Origin of the sequence: Microcystis aeruginosa NIES-2549 (assembly GCF_000981785.2) — a bacterium.
Lineage (GTDB): Bacteria > Cyanobacteriota > Cyanobacteriia > Cyanobacteriales > Microcystaceae > Microcystis > Microcystis aeruginosa_C.
In genome coordinates this window covers 16,039-35,165 of sequence record NZ_CP011304.1, presented here as the reverse complement: position 1 = coordinate 35,165, position 19,127 = coordinate 16,039, and the positions used below count along the sequence as shown (strand labels likewise).

16 protein-coding genes are annotated in these 19,127 nt (G+C 45.3%); 6 read left to right on the top strand and 10 right to left on the bottom strand.

The genetic code is table 11. The features are described from left to right. Nucleotides 1–83: 83 nt before the first annotated feature. The 7 genes from ppc to myaer_RS00105 form a co-directional block, all read right to left on the bottom strand. Nucleotides 84–3,140 (bottom strand): phosphoenolpyruvate carboxylase, encoded by a 3,057-nt coding sequence (gene ppc / locus myaer_RS00135; RefSeq protein WP_046660466.1) that lies wholly within the window; start codon nt 3,138–3,140, stop codon nt 84–86. Nucleotides 3,141–3,419: 279 nt separating this feature from the next. Next, nucleotides 3,420–3,608, bottom strand: coding sequence for a hypothetical protein (locus myaer_RS00130; protein WP_046660464.1), 189 nt, complete (start codon nt 3,606–3,608; stop codon nt 3,420–3,422). An 8-nt stretch (nt 3,609–3,616) separates the two neighbouring features. Next, nucleotides 3,617–3,892 (bottom strand): cell division topological specificity factor MinE, encoded by a 276-nt coding sequence (gene minE / locus myaer_RS00125; RefSeq protein WP_002802177.1) that lies wholly within the window; start codon nt 3,890–3,892, stop codon nt 3,617–3,619. A 29-nt stretch (nt 3,893–3,921) separates the two neighbouring features. Beyond that, entirely contained in the window at nt 3,922–4,722 is an 801-nt protein-coding gene (minD, locus tag myaer_RS00120; protein ID WP_002764793.1) for a septum site-determining protein MinD, read from the bottom strand. Nucleotides 4,723–4,902: 180 nt separating this feature from the next. Then, entirely contained in the window at nt 4,903–5,730 is an 828-nt protein-coding gene (gene minC, locus myaer_RS00115; protein ID WP_046660462.1) for a septum site-determining protein MinC, read from the bottom strand. A gap of 12 nt (nt 5,731–5,742) precedes the next feature. After that, a complete protein-coding gene (locus myaer_RS00110) occupies nt 5,743–6,093 on the bottom strand; it encodes a hypothetical protein (RefSeq protein ID WP_046660461.1) in 351 nt (116 codons plus the stop codon). A gap of 195 nt (nt 6,094–6,288) precedes the next feature. Continuing rightward, entirely contained in the window at nt 6,289–7,608 is a 1,320-nt protein-coding gene (locus myaer_RS00105) for a four-carbon acid sugar kinase family protein (RefSeq protein WP_046660460.1), read from the bottom strand. A 502-nt stretch (nt 7,609–8,110) separates the two neighbouring features. Between myaer_RS00105 and lpxA the strand changes: the two genes are divergently transcribed. After that, nucleotides 8,111–8,947 (top strand): acyl-ACP--UDP-N-acetylglucosamine O-acyltransferase, encoded by an 837-nt coding sequence (gene lpxA, locus myaer_RS00100; RefSeq protein WP_046660459.1) that lies wholly within the window; start codon nt 8,111–8,113, stop codon nt 8,945–8,947. Nucleotides 8,948–9,116: 169 nt separating this feature from the next. Then, a complete protein-coding gene (gene lpxB, locus myaer_RS00095; protein ID WP_046660458.1) occupies nt 9,117–10,346 on the top strand; it encodes a lipid-A-disaccharide synthase in 1,230 nt (409 codons plus the stop codon). Nucleotides 10,347–10,385: 39 nt separating this feature from the next. Here lpxB and gcvP read toward each other — a convergent pair whose 3' ends face one another. Together gcvP and myaer_RS00085 are read right to left on the bottom strand one after the other, a co-directional pair. After that, nucleotides 10,386–13,331 (bottom strand): aminomethyl-transferring glycine dehydrogenase, encoded by a 2,946-nt coding sequence (gcvP, locus tag myaer_RS00090; protein WP_046663544.1) that lies wholly within the window; start codon nt 13,329–13,331, stop codon nt 10,386–10,388. Between the two features lie 257 nt (nt 13,332–13,588). After that, a complete protein-coding gene (locus tag myaer_RS00085; protein ID WP_046660457.1) occupies nt 13,589–15,214 on the bottom strand; it encodes an ArnT family glycosyltransferase in 1,626 nt (541 codons plus the stop codon). Between the two features lie 29 nt (nt 15,215–15,243). Here myaer_RS00085 and myaer_RS00080 point away from each other — a divergent pair, with 29 nt between their 5' ends. Continuing rightward, complete coding sequence (locus tag myaer_RS00080; RefSeq protein ID WP_046660456.1) at nt 15,244–16,053, top strand: aminotransferase class IV; 810 nt, start codon at nt 15,244–15,246, stop codon at nt 16,051–16,053. A 56-nt stretch (nt 16,054–16,109) separates the two neighbouring features. Here myaer_RS00080 and myaer_RS00075 read toward each other — a convergent pair whose 3' ends face one another. Then, nucleotides 16,110–16,460, bottom strand: coding sequence for a single-stranded DNA-binding protein (locus myaer_RS00075; protein ID WP_046660455.1), 351 nt, complete (start codon nt 16,458–16,460; stop codon nt 16,110–16,112). Between the two features lie 222 nt (nt 16,461–16,682). Here myaer_RS00075 and myaer_RS00070 point away from each other — a divergent pair, with 222 nt between their 5' ends. The 3 genes from myaer_RS00070 (at nt 16,683) to mreD (ending at nt 19,094) form a co-directional block, all read left to right on the top strand. Next, complete coding sequence (locus myaer_RS00070) at nt 16,683–17,723, top strand: rod shape-determining protein (protein ID WP_046660454.1); 1,041 nt, start codon at nt 16,683–16,685, stop codon at nt 17,721–17,723. 73 nt (nt 17,724–17,796) lie between these two features. Continuing rightward, nucleotides 17,797–18,546, top strand: a complete 750-nt coding sequence (gene mreC, locus myaer_RS00065) for a rod shape-determining protein MreC (RefSeq protein ID WP_046660453.1) — start codon at nt 17,797–17,799, stop codon at nt 18,544–18,546. After that, the gene (gene mreD / locus myaer_RS00060) at nt 18,513–19,094 is read left to right on the top strand and encodes a rod shape-determining protein MreD (protein ID WP_046660452.1); all 582 of its coding nucleotides are present in this window, start codon (nt 18,513–18,515) and stop codon (nt 19,092–19,094) included. The genes mreC and mreD overlap by 34 nt, the downstream gene beginning before the upstream one ends. Nucleotides 19,095–19,127: the final 33 nt, after the last annotated feature.

Genomic DNA, 19,127 nt, shown 5'->3' with positions numbered 1-19,127 from the left:
TTCTACAAAAAGTTGACAACTCCAAAAAATAGGGGGATTACCTTCAAGATAACCACCCGAAAACTACCATTAATTATCTGTAATCAACCGGTATTTCTCATCCCTGCGGCAATACCATTAATCGTCATTAAAGCGCCCCTTAATAACTCCTCTTTAGAATAGCGGAAATGAATCACACCGGATTGGGCTTGACTATTGTATTGACGTAAACGCTTCAGGAGAGACACCTGTAGGAACCCGAGGGGAACGATCGAACCGTTGCGTAACTGCACCGAGCGCTGTAAATTCGGATCATTATCTAATAAATTTTTCTCGCCGGTGATCTGGAGAACAATCTCGCTGGTGCGATTATATTCCTCTTTGATCCTTTCAAACAGACGTTCAAAACGTTCTCGATCTTCCTGTTTAGAAAGTTCACTGACGTAGTGATAGGCCATCTGTAGATCCACCTTTGATAAAGTCATTTCTGCCTTAGAAATCACCATCTGGAAGAAAGGCCACTTGTGATAAAAATGACGTAACAATTCCAAATTTCTGCTAGGAGAATCATCGAGAAACATCTGTAAAGCTGTCCCTAAACCATACCAAGCCGGTAAAAGAAAACGAGTTTGCGTCCAACTAAACACCCAGGGAATTGCCCGCAGGGTACTTAAATCCTGTTGACCACTTTTCCGGCGGGCCGGTCGGGAACTAATCTGTAAAAGACTAATTTCAGGAATGGGAGTTACAGACAGAAAGAAGTCTAAAAAGTCCGGTTCTTCATAAATCAAACTGCGATAGGTTTGCCGTGAACAGGTGGCCAAGTCCTCCATGATGCGATTCCAGGGTTCGAGATCATCGAAACCACTGCCCAGTAAACTTGCCTGTATAACTGCCGTTACGGCGGTTTCGAGGTTATACAAGGCCAATTCCGGTAAAGAGTATTTCGAGGCTAAAACCTCGCCCTGTTCGGTGATTTTAATGCGACCGTTAATAGTTCCCCGGGGTTGGGCGAGGATAGCGGCGTAGGCCGGACCCCCACCGCGACCGACGGAACCGCCCCGGCCATGAAAAAGACGTAGATCCACGCCGTATTGTTTAGCGGTTTTTTGTAAAGCCTTCTGGGCCTTATGAATTTCCCAATTACTGCTTAAAAAGCCAGAATCCTTGTTACTATCGGAGTAACCGACCATAATCTCCTGTAAATTACCCGGTTCGAGGATCGCCGGTTCCGGGGTCACGTCCTCCCCGTTTAAAGCCGCTAAATGGTCGTAACCGCCGGCTAGGGCTGCCCGGTAGAGGGGCAATTCAAACAAAGTCTGCATGATGCCGGGGGCGTGTTTGAGGTCATCGACGGTTTCAAAGAGGGGAACGATGCGGAGGGAACTGCGGCTAGTGGCGGGGTCGTATAAACCGGCTTCTTGGGCTAATAACAGCACTTCTAGCACATCGCTGGCCTCGTTGGTCATGCTGATAATGTAGGTTTGGCAGATGTCCAAACCGAATTCCCCTTGCAGACTTCTTAAAACTCGCAGGGTTTCAATGGTTTCGCAGGTTCTTTCCGAGAAGGGCATTTCCCGGGGAATTAAGGGCCGACGGGTTTTTAATTCCTCCACTAACCAGGCGATTTTTTCTGATTCGGTTAATTTGCCGTAGGGTTTCGGTAAAACTCCCAGATATGCGGCGATTTCTTCGATACATTCGGCGTGACGGGTGGATTCTTGCCGAAAATCTAACTGAGTTAGGACAAAGCCAAAAATCTCTACTTGGGCGATCAGTTGATCCAGTTCTTGACAGGAAAGACCGGTTTGCAAGAGACTGCGCTGTAATAACTTTAATTCGGCTAAAAACTCGGAACCAGAGCGATAGATGTTGGTTTCGTTGAGTTTAGTTAATAATTGTCGTTCTTCCGGGTCATTAAGGCGATTATTGCGATCGCGCGTATTTTCCAGACGTTTTTGAATAAAGGCTAATTTGAGGCGATAGGGTTCCTGACGGTAGCGGATGGCTAACTGGCTATAGATTTCGGGCATTTGCTGTTTATCTCTGTCCAGGGAGTCCAGCAACTCCGGCAAGACGTGACACCAGTGCAGGGAGGCGCTTAAAATACTGGTCAGGTCGTGAATAGCATCGAGATATTTTTTAATAACGAGATTGCGCTGATAACAGCAGGTTTTCCAGGTGACTTCGGGGGTAACGGAGGGATTGCCATCCCGATCCCCCCCCACCCAAGAACCGAAGCGACAGAAGTTATTTTTCGGCGCCTGTAAACGGGGAAAGGAGGATTGTAGACTTTGCTGCAGACGTAGGGTTAACTGGGGTAGGGAATCGAAGAGAACCTCATCGAAGTAGTGCAGAGCATAATCCACCTCATCGACGACGGTGGGTTTAAATTGATGTAGTTCATCTGTTCGCCACCAAAAACGTATTTCTTCTTTTAACTGTTTGGTGACTGTTTGTGCTTCTCTGGAGTTAGTTAACCCCATGCTGCGAAAGATTTCCTCTGCTTGGTCGAGTTTTTCGAGAATACCCGAAATGCGGCGCTGTTTAATGCGAATGGTGTGACGGACAATTTCCGTGGGGTGGGCCGTAAAAACCAGACGGATATCTAACTGATCGAGAAGACGCTGGATTTCTTGGGGGGGGACGTTAACCTGTTTGAGATAGGGAAATAACCAGTGAAATAGTCCCGATTTTGGGCTGGAGTTATCGGACTCGTTTAGGGTTTTTTCCAGCCAATCGGCCCCGACAATGGTGGCTAAAAGGCTTTTTTGCGGTGGGCCCGCCTTGGGACTTTCGTTTTCTTCCCCGATCACCGTCCGTCGCAGTAGTTGCTGAGCCCTTTGTTCGTAGTGTTGTTCAATAATATTGATTAACTGGAAATAGAGGGCAAAAGCCCGGGTAACTTTGATCGCTTCCCCTAGTTCCAAGTCTTCGATCATTTTGGCGATCGTTGCCTCCGCACTATCATCGGTCACTTGTCCTTCCTCAGAACAGAGATGGCGCAGTAATTCCAGTAAATCCACTAATTCTTGACCACATTCGGAGACCAAGACTTCTTTCCATAAATCTTCGATTAATTTCAGTCTTTGCTGCAGAAACAGGTTGGAAGTACTGAAAATATCCTGTTCGGTTTCGGTTGAGGGGACAAGGACGCTCATAATTTCACTAATCAGTAATCAGTAAACAGTAAACAGTAAACAGTAATCAGTAATCAGTAATCAGTAAACAGTAATCAGTGAAAATAGGGATTAACTGCCTTGAAATGAAAAACTCTATCAAAGCAATAACTGATCACTGATAACTGATCGATTGGGATTAGTTCTTAGGGTTTGTCAGAAATGAGATTATATGCCAAAGAATCACAGTTTTTCCGATTTTTAACAAAAATTTCACTATTATTGCCTCTTTTCAGGGGGCAAAAGCACTTTTTTCTTGGATTATTGGTCACTGTTGACCGGTAACTGATCGGGAATATTGAGCAGCGGCAAGCGATCGCCCCGAAACACTTCCTCACTTTCCCGGCCTAATTCCATTAACCAATGATTGAGGGAACGCAGGGCTAAATAGGAGAGAAGAAAGGGACTAACCGCTAGACTAAGCCAAAGCTCGATCGGTTTAGTTTTCATGGCAATTTCTAGGTTAAAGGACGGCGTTTAATGCGACGAATCGGAAAATTAGCAATCAGGGCGGTAGTTCGTTGGTCACTTTCTAAGAGTAACTCGGTTTCCTCGGTGTCGATATCAAGATAACGACTGACCACTTCTAAGATTTCTTGACGCATCATATTGAGAATTTCGGGACTAAGATCGGCGCGATCATGGGCTAGAATGAGTTTTAAGCGTTTTTTAGCTTGGTCGCCACTTTTGCCCGAACCGCGCCATGCGAGAAGTTTATCGATCAGGTCATTCATAGTAGGTTAAGGGGTTGAGATGAGAGAGTTTAAGGCCCAAATAAGCGACGACGCAGACGGGTAAGAAAACCTTCCTGACCGGCCATTAAATCTAGAAACGGCACATCGCGACCCTGTAAACGTTGGGCAATGTTTCTAAAGGCCATAGAAGGGAGAGAAGTCTTCTCCTCTAATACTAATGGTTCCCCTTTATTAGTGGAAATAATAATTCTTTGATCGTCGGGAATAATCCCCAGCAGGGGAATTACCAAGAGGTCGAGAATATCCTCGACGCTGATCATCTGGTTGAGTTGAATCATTTCCGGCCGCAGCCGGTTGACAATCAGACGGATACTTTTAATATCCTCGCTTTCTAGTAATCCCACCACTCGATCGGCATCTCTCACTGCCGACATTTCTGGGGTAGTAACTATGATCGCTTCCTGGGCAGCGGCGATCGCATTGCGAAAACCCATTTCAATTCCTGCCGGGCAATCAATCAATACATAATCATAACTTTTTGACAATTGGGCGACTAAATCCTTCATTTGATCGGCAGTAATTGCCTCTTTGGTACGATTTTGTGCCGCCGGTAATAGTACCAGATTTTCCTGTCTTTTATCCTTAACTAAAGCTTTATCAAGGCTACAATCTCCCGCCACCACATCGAGGGCAGTATAAACGATACGCTGTTCTAATCCTAACAATAAATCGAGATTTCTCAGTCCGAAATCGGCATCGACAAGGGCGACTCGACAGCCTAATTGAGATAAGGCTGAACCTAAGTTCGCCGTTACCGTCGTTTTACCGACTCCTCCCTTTCCCGATGTCACCACAATTACACGAGCCATAATTTATATCAGTTATCAGTTATCAGTTATCAGTTATCAGCTATCAGTTACTGGTTATCAGTTATCAGTTATCAGTTATCAGTTATTGGTTTGATAGAGTTTTTCATTTCAACGCAGTTAATCCCTATGTTTACTGGTCACTGAATCACCGTTTACTGATCACTGTTTACCGGTCACTGATCACCTTTTTTCGACCCATCCAACTTGATCTTTAAAGGTGTAGGTTCTGGAAAAATTATAAGCCCCAATGATGCGAATTCCTCCTTCGCTGATACAGGCAATTTCTGGTTCCATGCGATCGCTGTCTAAAGCTGGGGCCCGTGCCACTAATTCCGCGATCCTCAGTTGAGTTAAATCGATTCGCAGGGCCATAATTACTGCCGCTTGATCGCCGCGGAATCCCGCATGGGCCACACCGCGTAAACTCCCCCAAACTAATATATCGCCATCAGCGACGATCGATCCGCCGGGGTTGACATCGCCCATGACCATAACTGTACCCGGGTGACGGATTTCTACACCCGATCGCAGGGTAGTTTTTAAGTACAAAGGTTCGGCGAGGGGAGATTGGGGAGGTTGCTCATCCCCGAAAACCCCTGGATTGGAGCGCATTTGTTCGACATTGTAACCCATGGTTGCCGCTGCTACTGCGGTTTGTCTTCTTTGGGTTTCGATGGTGTGCAGGGGTAATTCGGCACTGTCTAAAATTGTGGCGATCGCTTGTAGTTGCCGTGTATCCATCAGGCGATTGTTGGCCCGTAGGTGTACTGGTGTTCTAGCGGGGCAGTTTTGGCCGCTATTACGGAGATAATATTTTAATCCTGTCAAGATATCTGTCCAATCCTGACTTGTCTCCCCGGCACCAGTTTTGGGTAAAATTAGCACCAATTTCTCGCCCTCACTTTTTAGGTGGATTTGGGCGTATCTTTCCATTACCGAGGCTGATGGCTCAATTTTTTCGGTTTCTAGGTCAATTTCTTGATTTATTCCGGTTTTAGTTTCATCCATAAAGATAATTTTTTACTTAAAAAAGACAAAGCGCAAAATAGCGATCAGCAAACCGACGGAAGCGGTAATTAGTGAACCGCCTAAAATGGTTATCAATGCCCAAATTTGATTTTTTTGACTGCCCTCGACTATTTTGAGGCGATTATCCATCCCTTCGACTCTTTCGGTTAATTTTGCCTGTCCTATCTCTAGGGATTTAACATCTTGCTTGATTTCCTTAATATCAGCTTTAATTTCGCCAATATCAGCCTGAATTTCGACGATACTATTCTCGATCGCCGTGAAACGAGTTTCGATTGCTTTTTGTCCGTTGATAATTAAATCTTCTAGCCTTTGCAAGTCCCTATCGACAACAGTTTTCATAAAAATTAACCGGCTATCAGTATAGATGTTTCTTTCATTATGAACCTTGAGCAGCCAGCAGCAGTGGGAATTATGAATTATGAATTATGAATTGGGGAGGGGAGAGAAGGGAGAGGGGAGCTTTTTTTCGGTAATCAGTGAACTGAAAACTCACATCTGATAACTGATAACTGATCACTGATTACTGATTGCCTCCTATTGACACAAACGTTGATAAACTGTAGCTAAAGCTTGGACATCACCGACGTTACCCGGGAAAAGAACCACAGGTAAATTAGGAAAGAGGGGATGATCGGCTTCTGTGCGGACCATGGAGACACCGGGGAGAATCTGACCGAGTAAACGGGCTGATTGCAGGCTTAAACCCGTACTTAAGACATCATTGGAGGTAATTCCGCCTTTACTGATTAAAAAACTGATGTCACTGGGTAAACCCTTAACAATGTCCATTAACAGGGTGGAGACGGCAACCCCAAAATCAAGGCGTTTCTGCACAGAGGCAAAGGTTAACTCTTGCCGACTGGTATAGATCACGGGGGTTTGTTTATTTTTGTGAATAAGCTTGACTTTTTCCAGAACTTGTGCTAGGAGTTGCTCTCGTTGGTCAGGACGATCGCGCAATGCCGTCACATCGATTTCGACTCCGACGGTGTTGGGTTGTTGAAGCAGTTCATCTAATTGTTGGGTAGTTTTTTTGACGTGGGAACCGACGATAATTGCCCCGGCTTCCCCCGTGGGCTTATACTTACCCATAGATTCGGGTGCGATCGGTTGAGTTCCTAAATTAGCCAAAGAAGTTAAAATACTGGCGGCACTACGGAATAAAAATTTTTTTCCCTCCCCTGCGGCGGTTAAAATATCTTCAGCAAAGCGATCGAGATCCGCTTGAGTTTCCCCATCTACCACCCCACATTGATTATTTTTGAGCTTTTGCAGTCGTTCTAAACTACCTTGACGGATATCTGCCAGCAAAAATCTCTCCACATCATCTGCTTTAATTTTACCTTTCGTTTTCTCCTCCACATAATCCGGCAGATAACTGTAATGGTAGGCAAAAACCGAATCGCGAGCAAATTCCGTCTCGTGGACGGGAGTGGGAACGCCATCGATGATTAAATAGTGAATACTATCGCGAGTGATTCTCCCCCCCTCAAAAAAGGCTGGAATCAGGAAATGAGCATCAAAACCGCCCAATTCTTCGGCAATAACATCAGTTTCGATCGGATAATGCCCGCGCAGGGTAGAATCGGAACGACTAACCACCAAAAAATCCTCGATTCCCTCTTTATTTAAGGCAGTTTTCAGGTTATGACAGACTTCTCGCGTGACAGACTCGGCTTTTTCGGGGGTTAAAGCGCGAGTATTGGTCAAAACAAAGAAAATTGGCGCATTATCTGCCAATCCCAAGCGGAGAGTATCTTCATCCCACCGCATCAATAACAGACAACTATGGACTGTTTGGGAACCTGTCGGGTCGTCATCTAAGACTATAATTTTAGGTCTATTATTACTCATATATTTTTTATCAGGATGGGAGGGACGAAGGAACCAAGAGAATCTGGTTAATAGTTTATCGGGTTCTGGTTCCCCATTAAAGTCGTCCCCTCCGCAAGCAACCGCTATCAATCTTGATCACAATCTGTCCAATATAGGATAAGCTATACCTTGACATCCTCGCCGCCCTAAAAGTGCGGCGATTCCTAAACCTCACGATTTAAGTTTCTGCTTCCACCACCGTCGCATACCACAGTTAAAAAACCATGTACTGTCTTACACAGAGTCCACAGACTTTCGCCCCATTTCAGAAGCCCGATTCCGTGTGTCCCACGGTACGTTGACCGCCTATAGCTTCTTGTACTTGTTGCTTAGACTTTTTACCCGGCCAAGCTTTTCTGGTCGGAACCCCCTAAGCCGAGTTTTCAAGGTGCTGCGCCGTCCACTTGGTTTTCGAGACTGGCCTTTTAATTCTAACGTAAAGCCGCCGTAGAACGGCGGGGTTTCAGACCCAAAATTTCCGATGATTCATACAGTGACGAAGTTGAGCGCGGGAGACTTCCCTTTGAATACGTTAATCCACCCCACTGCGGTTATCCATCCGTCGGCAAAACTTGATCCCAAGGTTAAAGTTGGTCCCTATGCTGTGATCGGGGCCAATGTGGAAATTGAAGCTGATACAATTATTGATGCCCATGTGGTCATTGAGGGTCCGACTAAAATTGGCAAGGGTAATCATATTTTTTCTGGGGCTGTTATTGGTAATGAACCACAGGATTTAAAGTATAAAGGTGGCGAAAGTAGCGTGGAAATTGGTGATAATAACCAAATTCGCGAGTTTGTCACGATTAATCGCGCCACCGATACGGGAGAAGTTACCCAAATTGGCAATAATAATTTATTAATGGCCTATGTTCACGTTGCCCATAATTGTATTTTGCAAGATAACATTATTATCGCTAATAGTGTCGCCTTGGCCGGTCATGTCCAGATCGAATCAAAAGCAGTTATCGGGGGGGTTTTAGGAGTACATCAATTTGTTCATATTGGCAAAATGGCCATGTTAGGAGGAATGAGTCGTATTGATCGCGATGTTCCCCCTTTTACTTTAGTAGAAGGCAATCCCTGTCGGGTGCGAACTCTTAATTTAGTCGGTTTACAAAGAGCAGGTTTTACCGATGAAGATCTAGCTTTACTGAAAAAAGCTTTTCGGATTATCTATCGTTCTAATATAAATCTTCAGGAGGCTTTAGAACAAGTTTCTCTCTTAACCGATAACCCCCATGTTCAACATCTCTGTCAATTTTTACAATCCTCTACCACAGGAGAAAAACGTCGCGGTTTAATTCCGGGGAAATAATTTATTGAGGAACAGTCTGTGGGGTGTGGGGTGTAGGGTGTGGGGTGTAGGGTGTAGGGTGTGGGGTGTAGGGAAGTGGGAAAAATAAATAAAAATAATCTCCTGAATCCTATCTCCTATCTCCTATCTCCTGACTTCTGAATTCTTTTATTATTAAATAATTATCCAAATGCGTATATTTATTAGTACGGGTGAGGTATCGGGTGATTTACAGGCAGCCATGCTGATTGAATCCCTTTTTAAACTGGCTAAAACCCAGGAAATTGAGTTAGAAATTTTTGCCCTAGGTGGCGATCGCATGGAGTTAGCCGGAGCAAAAATGTTGGGTAAAACCACTCGACTGGCTGCCATGGGATTAATTGAATCTATCCCCTTTATTTTGCCAACCTTACAACTACAAAAACGAGCAAAAGAGTTTTTTAGAGATAATCCCCCTGATATCATTATTTTAATTGATTATGTGGGGGCAAATGTGGCGATCGGTCAATCGGCTAAAAAAATTATTCCCGATGTCCCAATTATTTATTATATTGCCCCACAGGTGTGGATTTGGTCGGAAGAAAATATCCCCTCAGCTAAACTAAGGTCCACAGCAGAAAAGTTATTTAATACGGAAAAATTAATCGCCGTCACCGATAAATTATTGGCAATTTTTCCTGCCGAAGCTCGTTTTTTTGAAACAAAAGGTTTACCGGTAACTTGGGTGGGACATCCTTTAGTTGATCGTATGGCTAATGCTCCCAATCGGCAAGAAATGCGGCAAAAATGGGCAATAAAACCCGAAGAAACCGTGATCGCTTTGTTACCTGCTTCCCGTCAACAGGAGTTTAAATATCTCGTGCCTACGGTGTGCGCTGCTGCTAAAAAATTACAGGAAAAAATACCCGATATTAAGTTTTTAATTCCCGTTCCCTTAGCTTTATACGAACCAAAAATGCGAGAATTAGTAGCGGAATATGGATTAAATGCGGTCATTATGGAACGAGATCAGACTTTAGAAGCGATTGCCGCAGCCGATCTGGCTGTGGCTAAGTCTGGTACAGTTAATCTCGAAATTGCTTTGTTAAACGTGCCGCAGGTGGTGGTTTACCGTTTAAGTGCAGTTACTGCTTGGATTGCCCGCAATATTATGAAGCTTTCTGTACCATTTGTCTCACCGGTAAATTTAGTTCTAATGCGAGAAATTGTTCCCGAATTATTACAAGAGGAAGCTAATCCAGAGAGAATTATGCAGGAATGTCTAGACCTATTATTAAATCAGCAACGTCGCCAAAAAATGTTAGATGAATACGCAGAAACTAGGGCCGGTTTAGGAACAGTAGGCAGTTGTGAGCGAGTGGCACGAGAGGTACTTAATTTTACGGATCAAGTTCCGAAAAACCAGAAAAAAGCGGGGTAATTTGCCACTACCCCACCAAATATTATCAAGGAATTACGATTACTTATAAGCGTCCATACCCTCACAGGAACAAACCAGATTTCTGTCCCCGTAAGCATTATCAACCCGTCCCACTACCGGCCAGAATTTATAATCTTTTAGCCAAGAAAGCGGGTAAGCTGCCTGTTGACGGGAATAGGGACGACTCCAATCATCGGCAGTTAAAACTGCGGCTGTGTGGGGGGCATTTTTCAAAGGATTATCGTGGGGATCCATGCTACCATTAGCGATCGCTTGTACTTCTTGATAGATAGTTAACAAAGCTTCACAAAAACGGTCTAATTCGCCCAAAGATTCGCTTTCCGTGGGTTCCACCATCATTGTACCCGCCACGGGCCAAGAAACCGTCGGCGCGTGGAAACCGAAATCCATCAAGCGTTTTGCCACATCTTCCACCTCGATGCCGGCCTGTTTTTTCAGGGGACGTAAATCGATCACGCACTCATGGGCAACCGTTCCCGCGCTACCCTTAAATAAAACCGGATAGGCCGACTCCAGACGAAAAGCCATATAATTAGCGTTCAAAATTGCCACTTCTGTCGCTTTTTTCAAGCCCGCTGCCCCCATCATAGCGATATACATCCAAGAAATCACCAAAATGCTGGCACTACCCCAAGGCGCGGCCGAAATTGCCCCAATCGAGTCCTGATGCTTACCGTTAGCGGTTTCTGGGGATAATTTCGCCAAAACTAGGGAAACATCGGGCAGAAAAGGCACTAAATGGGATTTTACTCCGATTGGTCCCATGCCGGGTCCCCCCCCACCGTGGGGAATACAGAAAGTTTTATGGAGATTCAAGTGACAGACATCGGCGCCAAAATCCGCCGGACGACATAAACCCACCTGAGCATTCATATTGGCGCCATCCATATAGACTTGACCACCGTATTGATGAATCAAGGCGCAAATTTCGCTAATTCCCTGTTCAAAAACGCCGTGAGTGGAAGGATACGTTACCATCAAAGCCGCTAGATTATCCTGATGCTTCCGGGCCTTAGTTTTCAGGTCATCAATATCAATATTGCCCCGAGAATCGCAATTAACCGCCACTACTTTCATACCACACATAACGGCACTGGCAGGATTAGTCCCGTGAGCGGACTCAGGAATTAAGCAAATCTGACGATGACCTTGACCGCGACTTTCATGGTAGGCTCGGATCACCTGTAAACCGGCATACTCTCCCTGAGAACCAGCGTTCGGTTGTAGAGAAATGCCGTCAAACCCGGTAATTTCCCCTAACCAAGTCTCTAACTGTTGAAAGAGCAGTTGATAGCCTTCTGCTTGGTCAATCGGGGCAAAAGGGTGTAATTTGCCGAATTCTGCCCAAGTTACCGGAATCATCTCCGCTACGGCATTGAGTTTCATCGTACAGGAACCGAGGGGAATCATGGAAGTATTTAAGGCTAGATCCTTTGTTTCCAGACGGTGCAGATATCTTAGTAATTCCGTTTCCGAGTGGTAACGATTGAACACCGGCTCGGTAAGATAGGCACTGGTACGGGTTAGATTAGCGGGTAATTCTAGACTAATTTTCTCGACTAATTCCGCCGTGGTAAAGGGTAATTCCTCGGTGGGGGCAAAAATTTGCCATAAATCCCACACATCCCTGAGACTGGTGGTTTCATCGAGACTAATCCCTAAATTATTGTCATCAAAATAACGCAGATTAATCTTATGGGTTTTTGCCTTGGCTAGGAGATCCTTAACCCCCGTGGATACCGTAACCTTGAGCGTATCGAAGCGCGGTTCTTTCCCCACCTCATAACCCAACTGTTTTAAACCAGTTGCCAATAAAGCGGTTAATTTCTGCACTCTTTGGGCGATTTTCTTGATTCCTTCCGGTCCGTGATACACCGCGTACATGGAAGCAATCACCGCTAGTAACACCTGTGCGGTACAAATATTACTGGTGGCTTTATCCCGGCGGATATGTTGTTCCCTGGTTTGCAAAGCTAAACGCAGTGCGGGTTTACCCTGACTATCCTTCGATACCCCGACAATGCGCCCCGGAATACTGCGTTTATAGGCATCTTTGGTGGCAAAATAGGCGGCATGGGGACCCCCATAACCTAAAGGAACCCCAAAGCGTTGACTGCTACCCACGGCAATATCAGCCCCCAATTCGCCGGGGGGAGTCAACAGAGCTAAACTGAGAATATCGGCGGCAACGGTGACTAAAGCCCCATTTTCCTGCGCTTTGGCGATAAATTGCCGATAATCATAAATTACGCCATCGGTGGCTGGATATTGTAATAATGCGCCAAAAATCGGCGTTTGGAAGTCAAAGAGACGATGATCCTCAATAATAATATCAATACCTAAAGGAATCGCTCTGGTTTTAACAACTTCAATCGTTTGGGGATGGCAACTACTAGAGATAAAGAAAGCATTGGCTTTAGTTTTACACAGTCCGTAACTCATGCTCATCGCTTCTGCAGCTGCTGTTCCTTCATCGAGGAGGGAAGCGTTAGCAATTTCGAGACCGGTTAAGCTAGTGATGAGAGTTTGGAAGTTTAAGAGAGCTTCTAAGCGTCCCTGGGCGATTTCCGCTTGATAGGGAGTATAGGCGGTGTACCAACCCGGATTTTCTAAGATGTTGCGGAGAATTACCGGCGGGGTGATACAGTCATGGTAGCCCATGCCAATAAAGGAGCGAAATACCTGATTTTTGGAGGCAATAGCTTTTAATTGGGCAAGAGCGGCGTATTCACTCAAGGCAGGTGCTAGATTAAGGCTTTTTTGTAAACGAATTGCTGCGGGGACAGTTTTAGCGATTAATTCCTCAACGGTAGCAACACCCAAAACCGCCAGCATTTTCTCGATTTCCGTCTCCGTCGGTCCAATGTGACGGTTAACAAAGCTATCGGTACAGTCTAGCAGGTCTTGCAGGTCAGCAGGAGCGAATTCCTCGGTTTTCTCGGCCGTAATTGACCTATTTAGCATATTAATCTCGGTTTCAACAATTACAAAAGTGTTGCGTTTTATCGCTAGGGGTGATTTTAACGCAACTTGTAAAAGTTTTGTAATATTTGAAGCCAGCAAGTTAAAGTCTAAGCTAATTTGCTATCCACCTATGGACAAAATTAACCTCATACTAAATCTGGTTATTAAAAACTGATTATCTATTGCTCCTTTTGCCTATTGCCTATTGCCTTTTGCCTGTCCTGATATGTAGCCTATACTCAACGGATTTAGTATCACTACTGCTTCGTCACCAAAAACCAACCAGAATCCGTGGACCCGATCACCTTTAACCCTTCTAAATCAGTAGCTTCTTTGGTTTGACGATCGATAATTAGGTAAGGTTGCTTGTGACTTTGCCAATGATTGATTAATTCTTCAGCAGCAAGGGGAAAAACCCGACGACCACTATAAAAATTTAATGAGGGACGCTCGTAGGCAAAAGCAATATAAACAGGGCGATCGGCCGGCACATATTTCTGTACTAAAATCGCCACAGGTTTGACGGAGAAATTCTCATTTAATTCCCAGATCCACAGGGGAGAATTGACAAAAATAAACAAAGAAACCAACATTCCCCAGAGTAAAACCACGCTGAATTGTTCCGAGCGCCGAGCTAACAAAATCGCCGTTGTCACCATGGTCAGAGAAAGTGACAATAAGGTTAAAATAATTAAGGGATGGATAGGTTCGATAGCGGCAAAATTACCGGGGACATAGGCCATTAAAGCTAATAAACCCGCCACAACGCCGATCATACCCAGAATAATTGACCAGATTGGATTATAGGGGAGATCGATGGGAAGATTAACCACCTGCGCCAAGGCATAACCGGCCGCTAAAGCCAAGGCCGGATAGATCGGCAGAATATACCAAGGCAATTTAGTCGCCATTACCGAAACCACCAGCAGATAAACACCCGTCCAAACTAACAGTAACTTCGCCCAACTGTAGAGATATTCCTGACGAGCTAAACGTAAACCCCAAACCGAGAAAATTAACCAGGGCCAACTATATTTAATAATTTCTAGCAGATAATACCAAAACGGTCCGCGATGATTGTCCAGATCGTCACTCACTCGCTTTAACTGTTGAACAAAAAGGGAATCGAGAAACTCCCGCTCGTAGTGCCAAAATTGGGCGCTATACCAGGCAAAAGCGGGGGTTGCTCCCAATAACCAACCCGACCAAAAATAGGCAGACGTTAATAACCGGGGGGTATCCCAGAGCAGAAAAATAAAGCCGATACCCGCCAATAATAGCCCCATAATACCCTTAGTCAGACAAAGGAGGGCAAATCCCAACCCCGCCCCCACAGACCAGCGTAAATCGCGTCGTGAGCGCAGTAAACCAACAAACATCAGGATTTCAAAACATAATACCGCTCCATCCAACATGGCTAAACGGCCATGGCGCACCACCGGCAAAAGAGTTAGATAGATCAAGGCCGACAGTAAAGCTGGCAAACGAGCGGGAAAAATTTCTCGACCGAGAAGATAGAGAAGCGGCACCGATAAAGCTGTAAAAAAAGCGGGAATTAGTCTAGTATTGGCCTCATTAATGCCCCAAAAATGGTAGGTTAGACCAATTAAACTGTGAATCAACGGCGGTTTATTCAGGTAGGGATCACCCCAAAAACTGGGAAATAACCAGCGCAATTGTTCCAGTGGGGTTTGGCTAATTTCCTTGGCCACCTGAGCGATGGTCGCTTCATCCCAATCCCGCAAGGGTAAATTACCTAATCCCACTAGATAGATAATTAAGGCCGCTATTAATAATCCCAGTAAACACAGAAATTCTTTAAAATTTTCTCTCTGACGCAATTTATAACTAGAATATCCCCAAGTAAATTTTTGACGGTTCATAAGCTAGGGCAGTAAACAGTTAACTGATTATGTATTGGTATAATGGCGAATTAATCGAGGATGAGCGAATAAGTCTGGGTATTGATGATATTGGACTGCTTTATGGGGCCACAATCTTTACTACCCTGCGTATCTATCAACAAAGCTTAGATCATCCCCTGACCCATTGGCAAGACCATCTCCAACGTCTGCACTCTAGTTTACAGGTTTTCCACTGGCCCGCTCCCGATTGGCAGCGAATTCGCCAAGGATCAGAAAAATTATCCCTATTCTATCCTGTCCTGAGAATCACAATTTTTCCCGATGGTAGGGAGTGGATTAAAGGCAGATTTCTTCCTGAAGATTTACACCTTAGACAAGAGCGGGGAATTATTGGGTGGGTAATAGATAATCCCACTTGGCAACGAGTTTTAGGAGAACATAAAACGGGTAATTATTTGACCCCTTGGTTAGCGTCACAAACGGCTCAAAAAAAAGGAGCAAAAGAGGCGATATTAGTCGATCGAGTCGGGAATTGGTTAGAAACTAGCACGGGCAATTTATGGGGATGGAAAGATAATTGCTGGTACAGTCCCCTGCTTACTGCTGATATTTTACCCGGGATCGGGCGCTCGGCTTTGATCGGCTGGTTAAAAAAACAAAATATTTCCCTGCAAGAAAATCTCTGGACTCCGGAATTTGTCGGGACTTTACAAGGGATCGCCTATAGTAATTCCGTGGTAGAAATTATTCCTTTTCATTCTATTCTTGGCTGGGATATAGACATAAATACAGCTATTTATAGAGAAATTTTACCAGATTTACAGCAATATTTTTCCAGTCAATTAGATAATAAATAAGGGTGTGTTAGCCTCTGGTAACACACCTAAAATCGGGAAATAATGCCGCTCAAGCTTTAAAATTCTCGCTCGGAATAAGCCTCACTATCGCGTTTAGAACCGAGTAAATCTAATTGATCGACGAGAATCACCGGTTTAGAGCGAGCTAATCCCGTATTTTTATCATTCCAGGTATCCATTTTTAAAGAACCTTTAATCCCGATTAAACCGCCTTTTTTCACATAATTAGCGGCTACTTCCGCCGTTTTGCCCCAAATTTCCAGATCGAACCAATCCGGCTGATCGCTATTTTTAGAGCGACGATTAACCGCTAAAGTCAAGGTACATAAAACCTTACCCGACTCGAAATACTTGGTTTCTGGGTCTCTCCCCGCTCGTCCCACCAAATGAACCAGATTTAAACTCATGGTCTTAAATCCTCAATTTAGTACAATAGTATGTTTATTTTAGCCCGAAACCTTGGACTTGACCGGTGGGCAGCCAGAAAATTAGGCCGAAGACTTGCGTAAATCTGGAGAGAAAGAAGCGATAATTAACTAGACTTGAGAAACAAAACCTAATAAAATCCAAGTCGATTCGATCGAAAGTCTAGCTATAGCAACGTTTTATAAGAACAGGAGTGAAAACAAGTGGCGGGTTTTTTTAGAGGTCTAGGCTTATCAAGGGACATAGGTATAGACTTGGGGACAGCAAACACCCTCGTTTATGTATCAGGGAAAGGCATCGTTTTAGAGGAACCATCGGTAGTGGCGATCGATCAAGATCGTAACCCGGTCGCCGTCGGGGAGGAGGCCAAAAAAATGCTCGGTCGCACTCCGGGCCATGTCACCGCTCTGCGACCCCTGCGCGATGGGGTAATCGCCGATTTTTACAGTTGCGAGATCATGTTAGCGGAATTCATCAAACGAGCGCTCGATGGCACGATTGGCAATCCCCGCATGGTAATCGGTGTTCCCAGTGGCATTACTGGAGTAGAAAGACGTGCGGTGGTGGATGCGGCCAAAAATGCCGGCTCGCGAGAAGTGGGGTTAATTGATGAACCGGTTGCGGCGGCCTTGGGTGCCGGTTTACCCGTCTCGGAAGCGACGGGTAATATGATCATCGATATCGGTGGTGGCACCACGGAAGTGGCCATTCTCAGTCTTGATGGGACCGTGATCAGCGAATCAGTCCGTGTGGCCGGGGATGAACTGACGGAAGCAGTTATCGCCTATCTGAAAAAAGTCCATAACCTGATTATCGGGGAACGCACGGCCGAAGATATTAAAATTCGCCTTGGTTCGGCTTATCCCTCCCCCGGAGATGAATTTCCTCCTCTGGAAGTGCGGGGATTGCATCTTATGTCCGGTTTACCCCGCACCGTGACGATCAAAGCGGAGGAAGTGCGGGAAAGTATGGATGAGCCACTTTCCGTGATCGTTGATGCGATCAAACGTACCCTAGAAAAAACTCCCCCCGAATTAGCGGCCGATATTATCGATCGCGGCATCATGTTAGCGGGAGGAGGTGCTTTATTACGGGGACTCGATCGCCTAGTCAGTCACGAAACCGGTATCGTTACCCATGTCGCTGAAGATCCCCTGCGCTGTGTGGTCAAAGGCACGGGAGAAGTGTTAAAAAATCAGAAACTCTTTGAGCGGATCGTTAATGAAACAACTCGCAATGTCTAAAGGTCACTAGGATCGGTTAGCGGCAAAATACACGGATTCTCACTCTACACAGCCAAGAGGTTTAAAATCGCTCATGTATTCAGCACGACGAAAATGGACACAGCAGGGATGGCGGCTTTTTCTGCTCGCTGCCGCTCTGGGGGGGGCTTGGTACATTCGCACCTATCAAAGTGGGGCGATTTTAGAATTGTATGGTTTATTAACCCGCCCTTTTCAGGGAGAGGAAACTAATCTGCAAGAGCAACTTCTGGCCGATCAACGGGTGCGAGAATTACAAAATCGTTTAAGTGAAGTCGAATATCAAAATCAACAATTAAAAAAACAGCTTGGTTATTATCAAACCCAGAAAAAACCCCTGATTTCTGCCCCAATTATTGGCCGCAGCGCCGATGATTGGTGGCAACAGGTAATTATTGGTCGGGGTAGCGCCGATGGTGTGCCAGTGGGTGCTTCGGTGACGGGAATTGGCGGTTTAGTGGGACGGATTACAGAAGTTACTCCCCACACCAGCAAAGTTTTATTGGTCAGTAATTCCCAAAGTCGCATCGGAGCAACGGTAAATCGTAGTCGGTCCATGGGTTTGATTCAAGGTCAGGATTCCCAAGTCGCTACCCTGCGCTTTTTTGAAAAAGCTCCCGATGTGAAACCGGGAGATGTGGTGACGACTTCGGCTTTTAGTAGTCTTTTTTCGCCAGGTTTGCCCATCGGTCGCATAATTTCCCTTAATTTACAGGAAAATCCCGCCCCCACCGCCAAAATTGAATTTACCGCCACTGTGGACAATCTCGAATGGGTCTTCGTTCACCCGCAACCTCAGCAGTGAGAGGGGGAATTATGCTGAAATTAAGCCGTTTATCAGCCCGTTCTCGTTTTATCCTGAATATTTTAGTCACTATCGCTTCACTGCTTCTCTGTACCTTTCTTTCCTTAATGCGGCTGCCCGGTATGGAGATTTTAGGCATCTCTCCCAATTGGTTACTGATTTGGTTGGTTAGTTGGAGTCTCAATCGCTCTTGTCTCGATAGTGTGGTGGCCGGATTAGCGCTCGGTGCTATTCAAGATAGTCTTACCTCTAATTATCCTTCCCATATCATGGTTTTTGGTCTGATCGGCTTCCTCACTTCCCGTTTACACCGACAACGTTATGTTAAAGAAGAATTGATCGCCGTGGTCCTAATTGTCTTTGTTATGACTTTAATCGCCGATGGTGCGATCGCTTTTCAATACTATCTACAAGGAGGCAAAAATCTCGCCGATCTTTGGCTCGATTATCAACGCATTGGCCTCACTTCTGCTCTGCTTAGTAGTCTCTGGACTCCCCTCCTCTATTACCCTCTCCAGCAATGGTGGCGACAATTTAGCGATCTTTAAGGAGTCAGGAGTCGGTCGTCGGGAAATTATTTT

Bases quoted from the DNA above. Each gene is read 5' to 3' on its own strand.
- ppc (WP_046660466.1), bottom strand. From the start codon at position 3,140: ATGAGCGTCCTTGTCCCCTCAACCGAAACCGAACAGGATATTTTCAGT.
- myaer_RS00130 (WP_046660464.1), bottom strand. From the start codon at position 3,608: ATGAAAACTAAACCGATCGAGCTTTGGCTTAGTCTAGCGGTTAGTCCC.
- minE (WP_002802177.1), bottom strand. From the start codon at position 3,892: ATGAATGACCTGATCGATAAACTTCTCGCATGGCGCGGTTCGGGCAAA.
- minD (WP_002764793.1), bottom strand. From the start codon at position 4,722: ATGGCTCGTGTAATTGTGGTGACATCGGGAAAGGGAGGAGTCGGTAAA.
- minC (WP_046660462.1), bottom strand. From the start codon at position 5,730: ATGGATGAAACTAAAACCGGAATAAATCAAGAAATTGACCTAGAAACC.
- myaer_RS00110 (WP_046660461.1), bottom strand. From the start codon at position 6,093: ATGAAAACTGTTGTCGATAGGGACTTGCAAAGGCTAGAAGATTTAATT.
- myaer_RS00105 (WP_046660460.1), bottom strand. From the start codon at position 7,608: ATGAGTAATAATAGACCTAAAATTATAGTCTTAGATGACGACCCGACA.
- lpxA (WP_046660459.1), top strand. From the start codon at position 8,111: ATGATTCATACAGTGACGAAGTTGAGCGCGGGAGACTTCCCTTTGAAT.
- lpxB (WP_046660458.1), top strand. From the start codon at position 9,117: ATGCGTATATTTATTAGTACGGGTGAGGTATCGGGTGATTTACAGGCA.
- gcvP (WP_046663544.1), bottom strand. From the start codon at position 13,331: ATGCTAAATAGGTCAATTACGGCCGAGAAAACCGAGGAATTCGCTCCT.
- myaer_RS00085 (WP_046660457.1), bottom strand. From the start codon at position 15,214: ATGAACCGTCAAAAATTTACTTGGGGATATTCTAGTTATAAATTGCGT.
- myaer_RS00080 (WP_046660456.1), top strand. From the start codon at position 15,244: ATGTATTGGTATAATGGCGAATTAATCGAGGATGAGCGAATAAGTCTG.
- myaer_RS00075 (WP_046660455.1), bottom strand. From the start codon at position 16,460: ATGAGTTTAAATCTGGTTCATTTGGTGGGACGAGCGGGGAGAGACCCA.
- mreC (WP_046660453.1), top strand. From the start codon at position 17,797: ATGTATTCAGCACGACGAAAATGGACACAGCAGGGATGGCGGCTTTTT.
- mreD (WP_046660452.1), top strand. From the start codon at position 18,513: ATGGGTCTTCGTTCACCCGCAACCTCAGCAGTGAGAGGGGGAATTATG.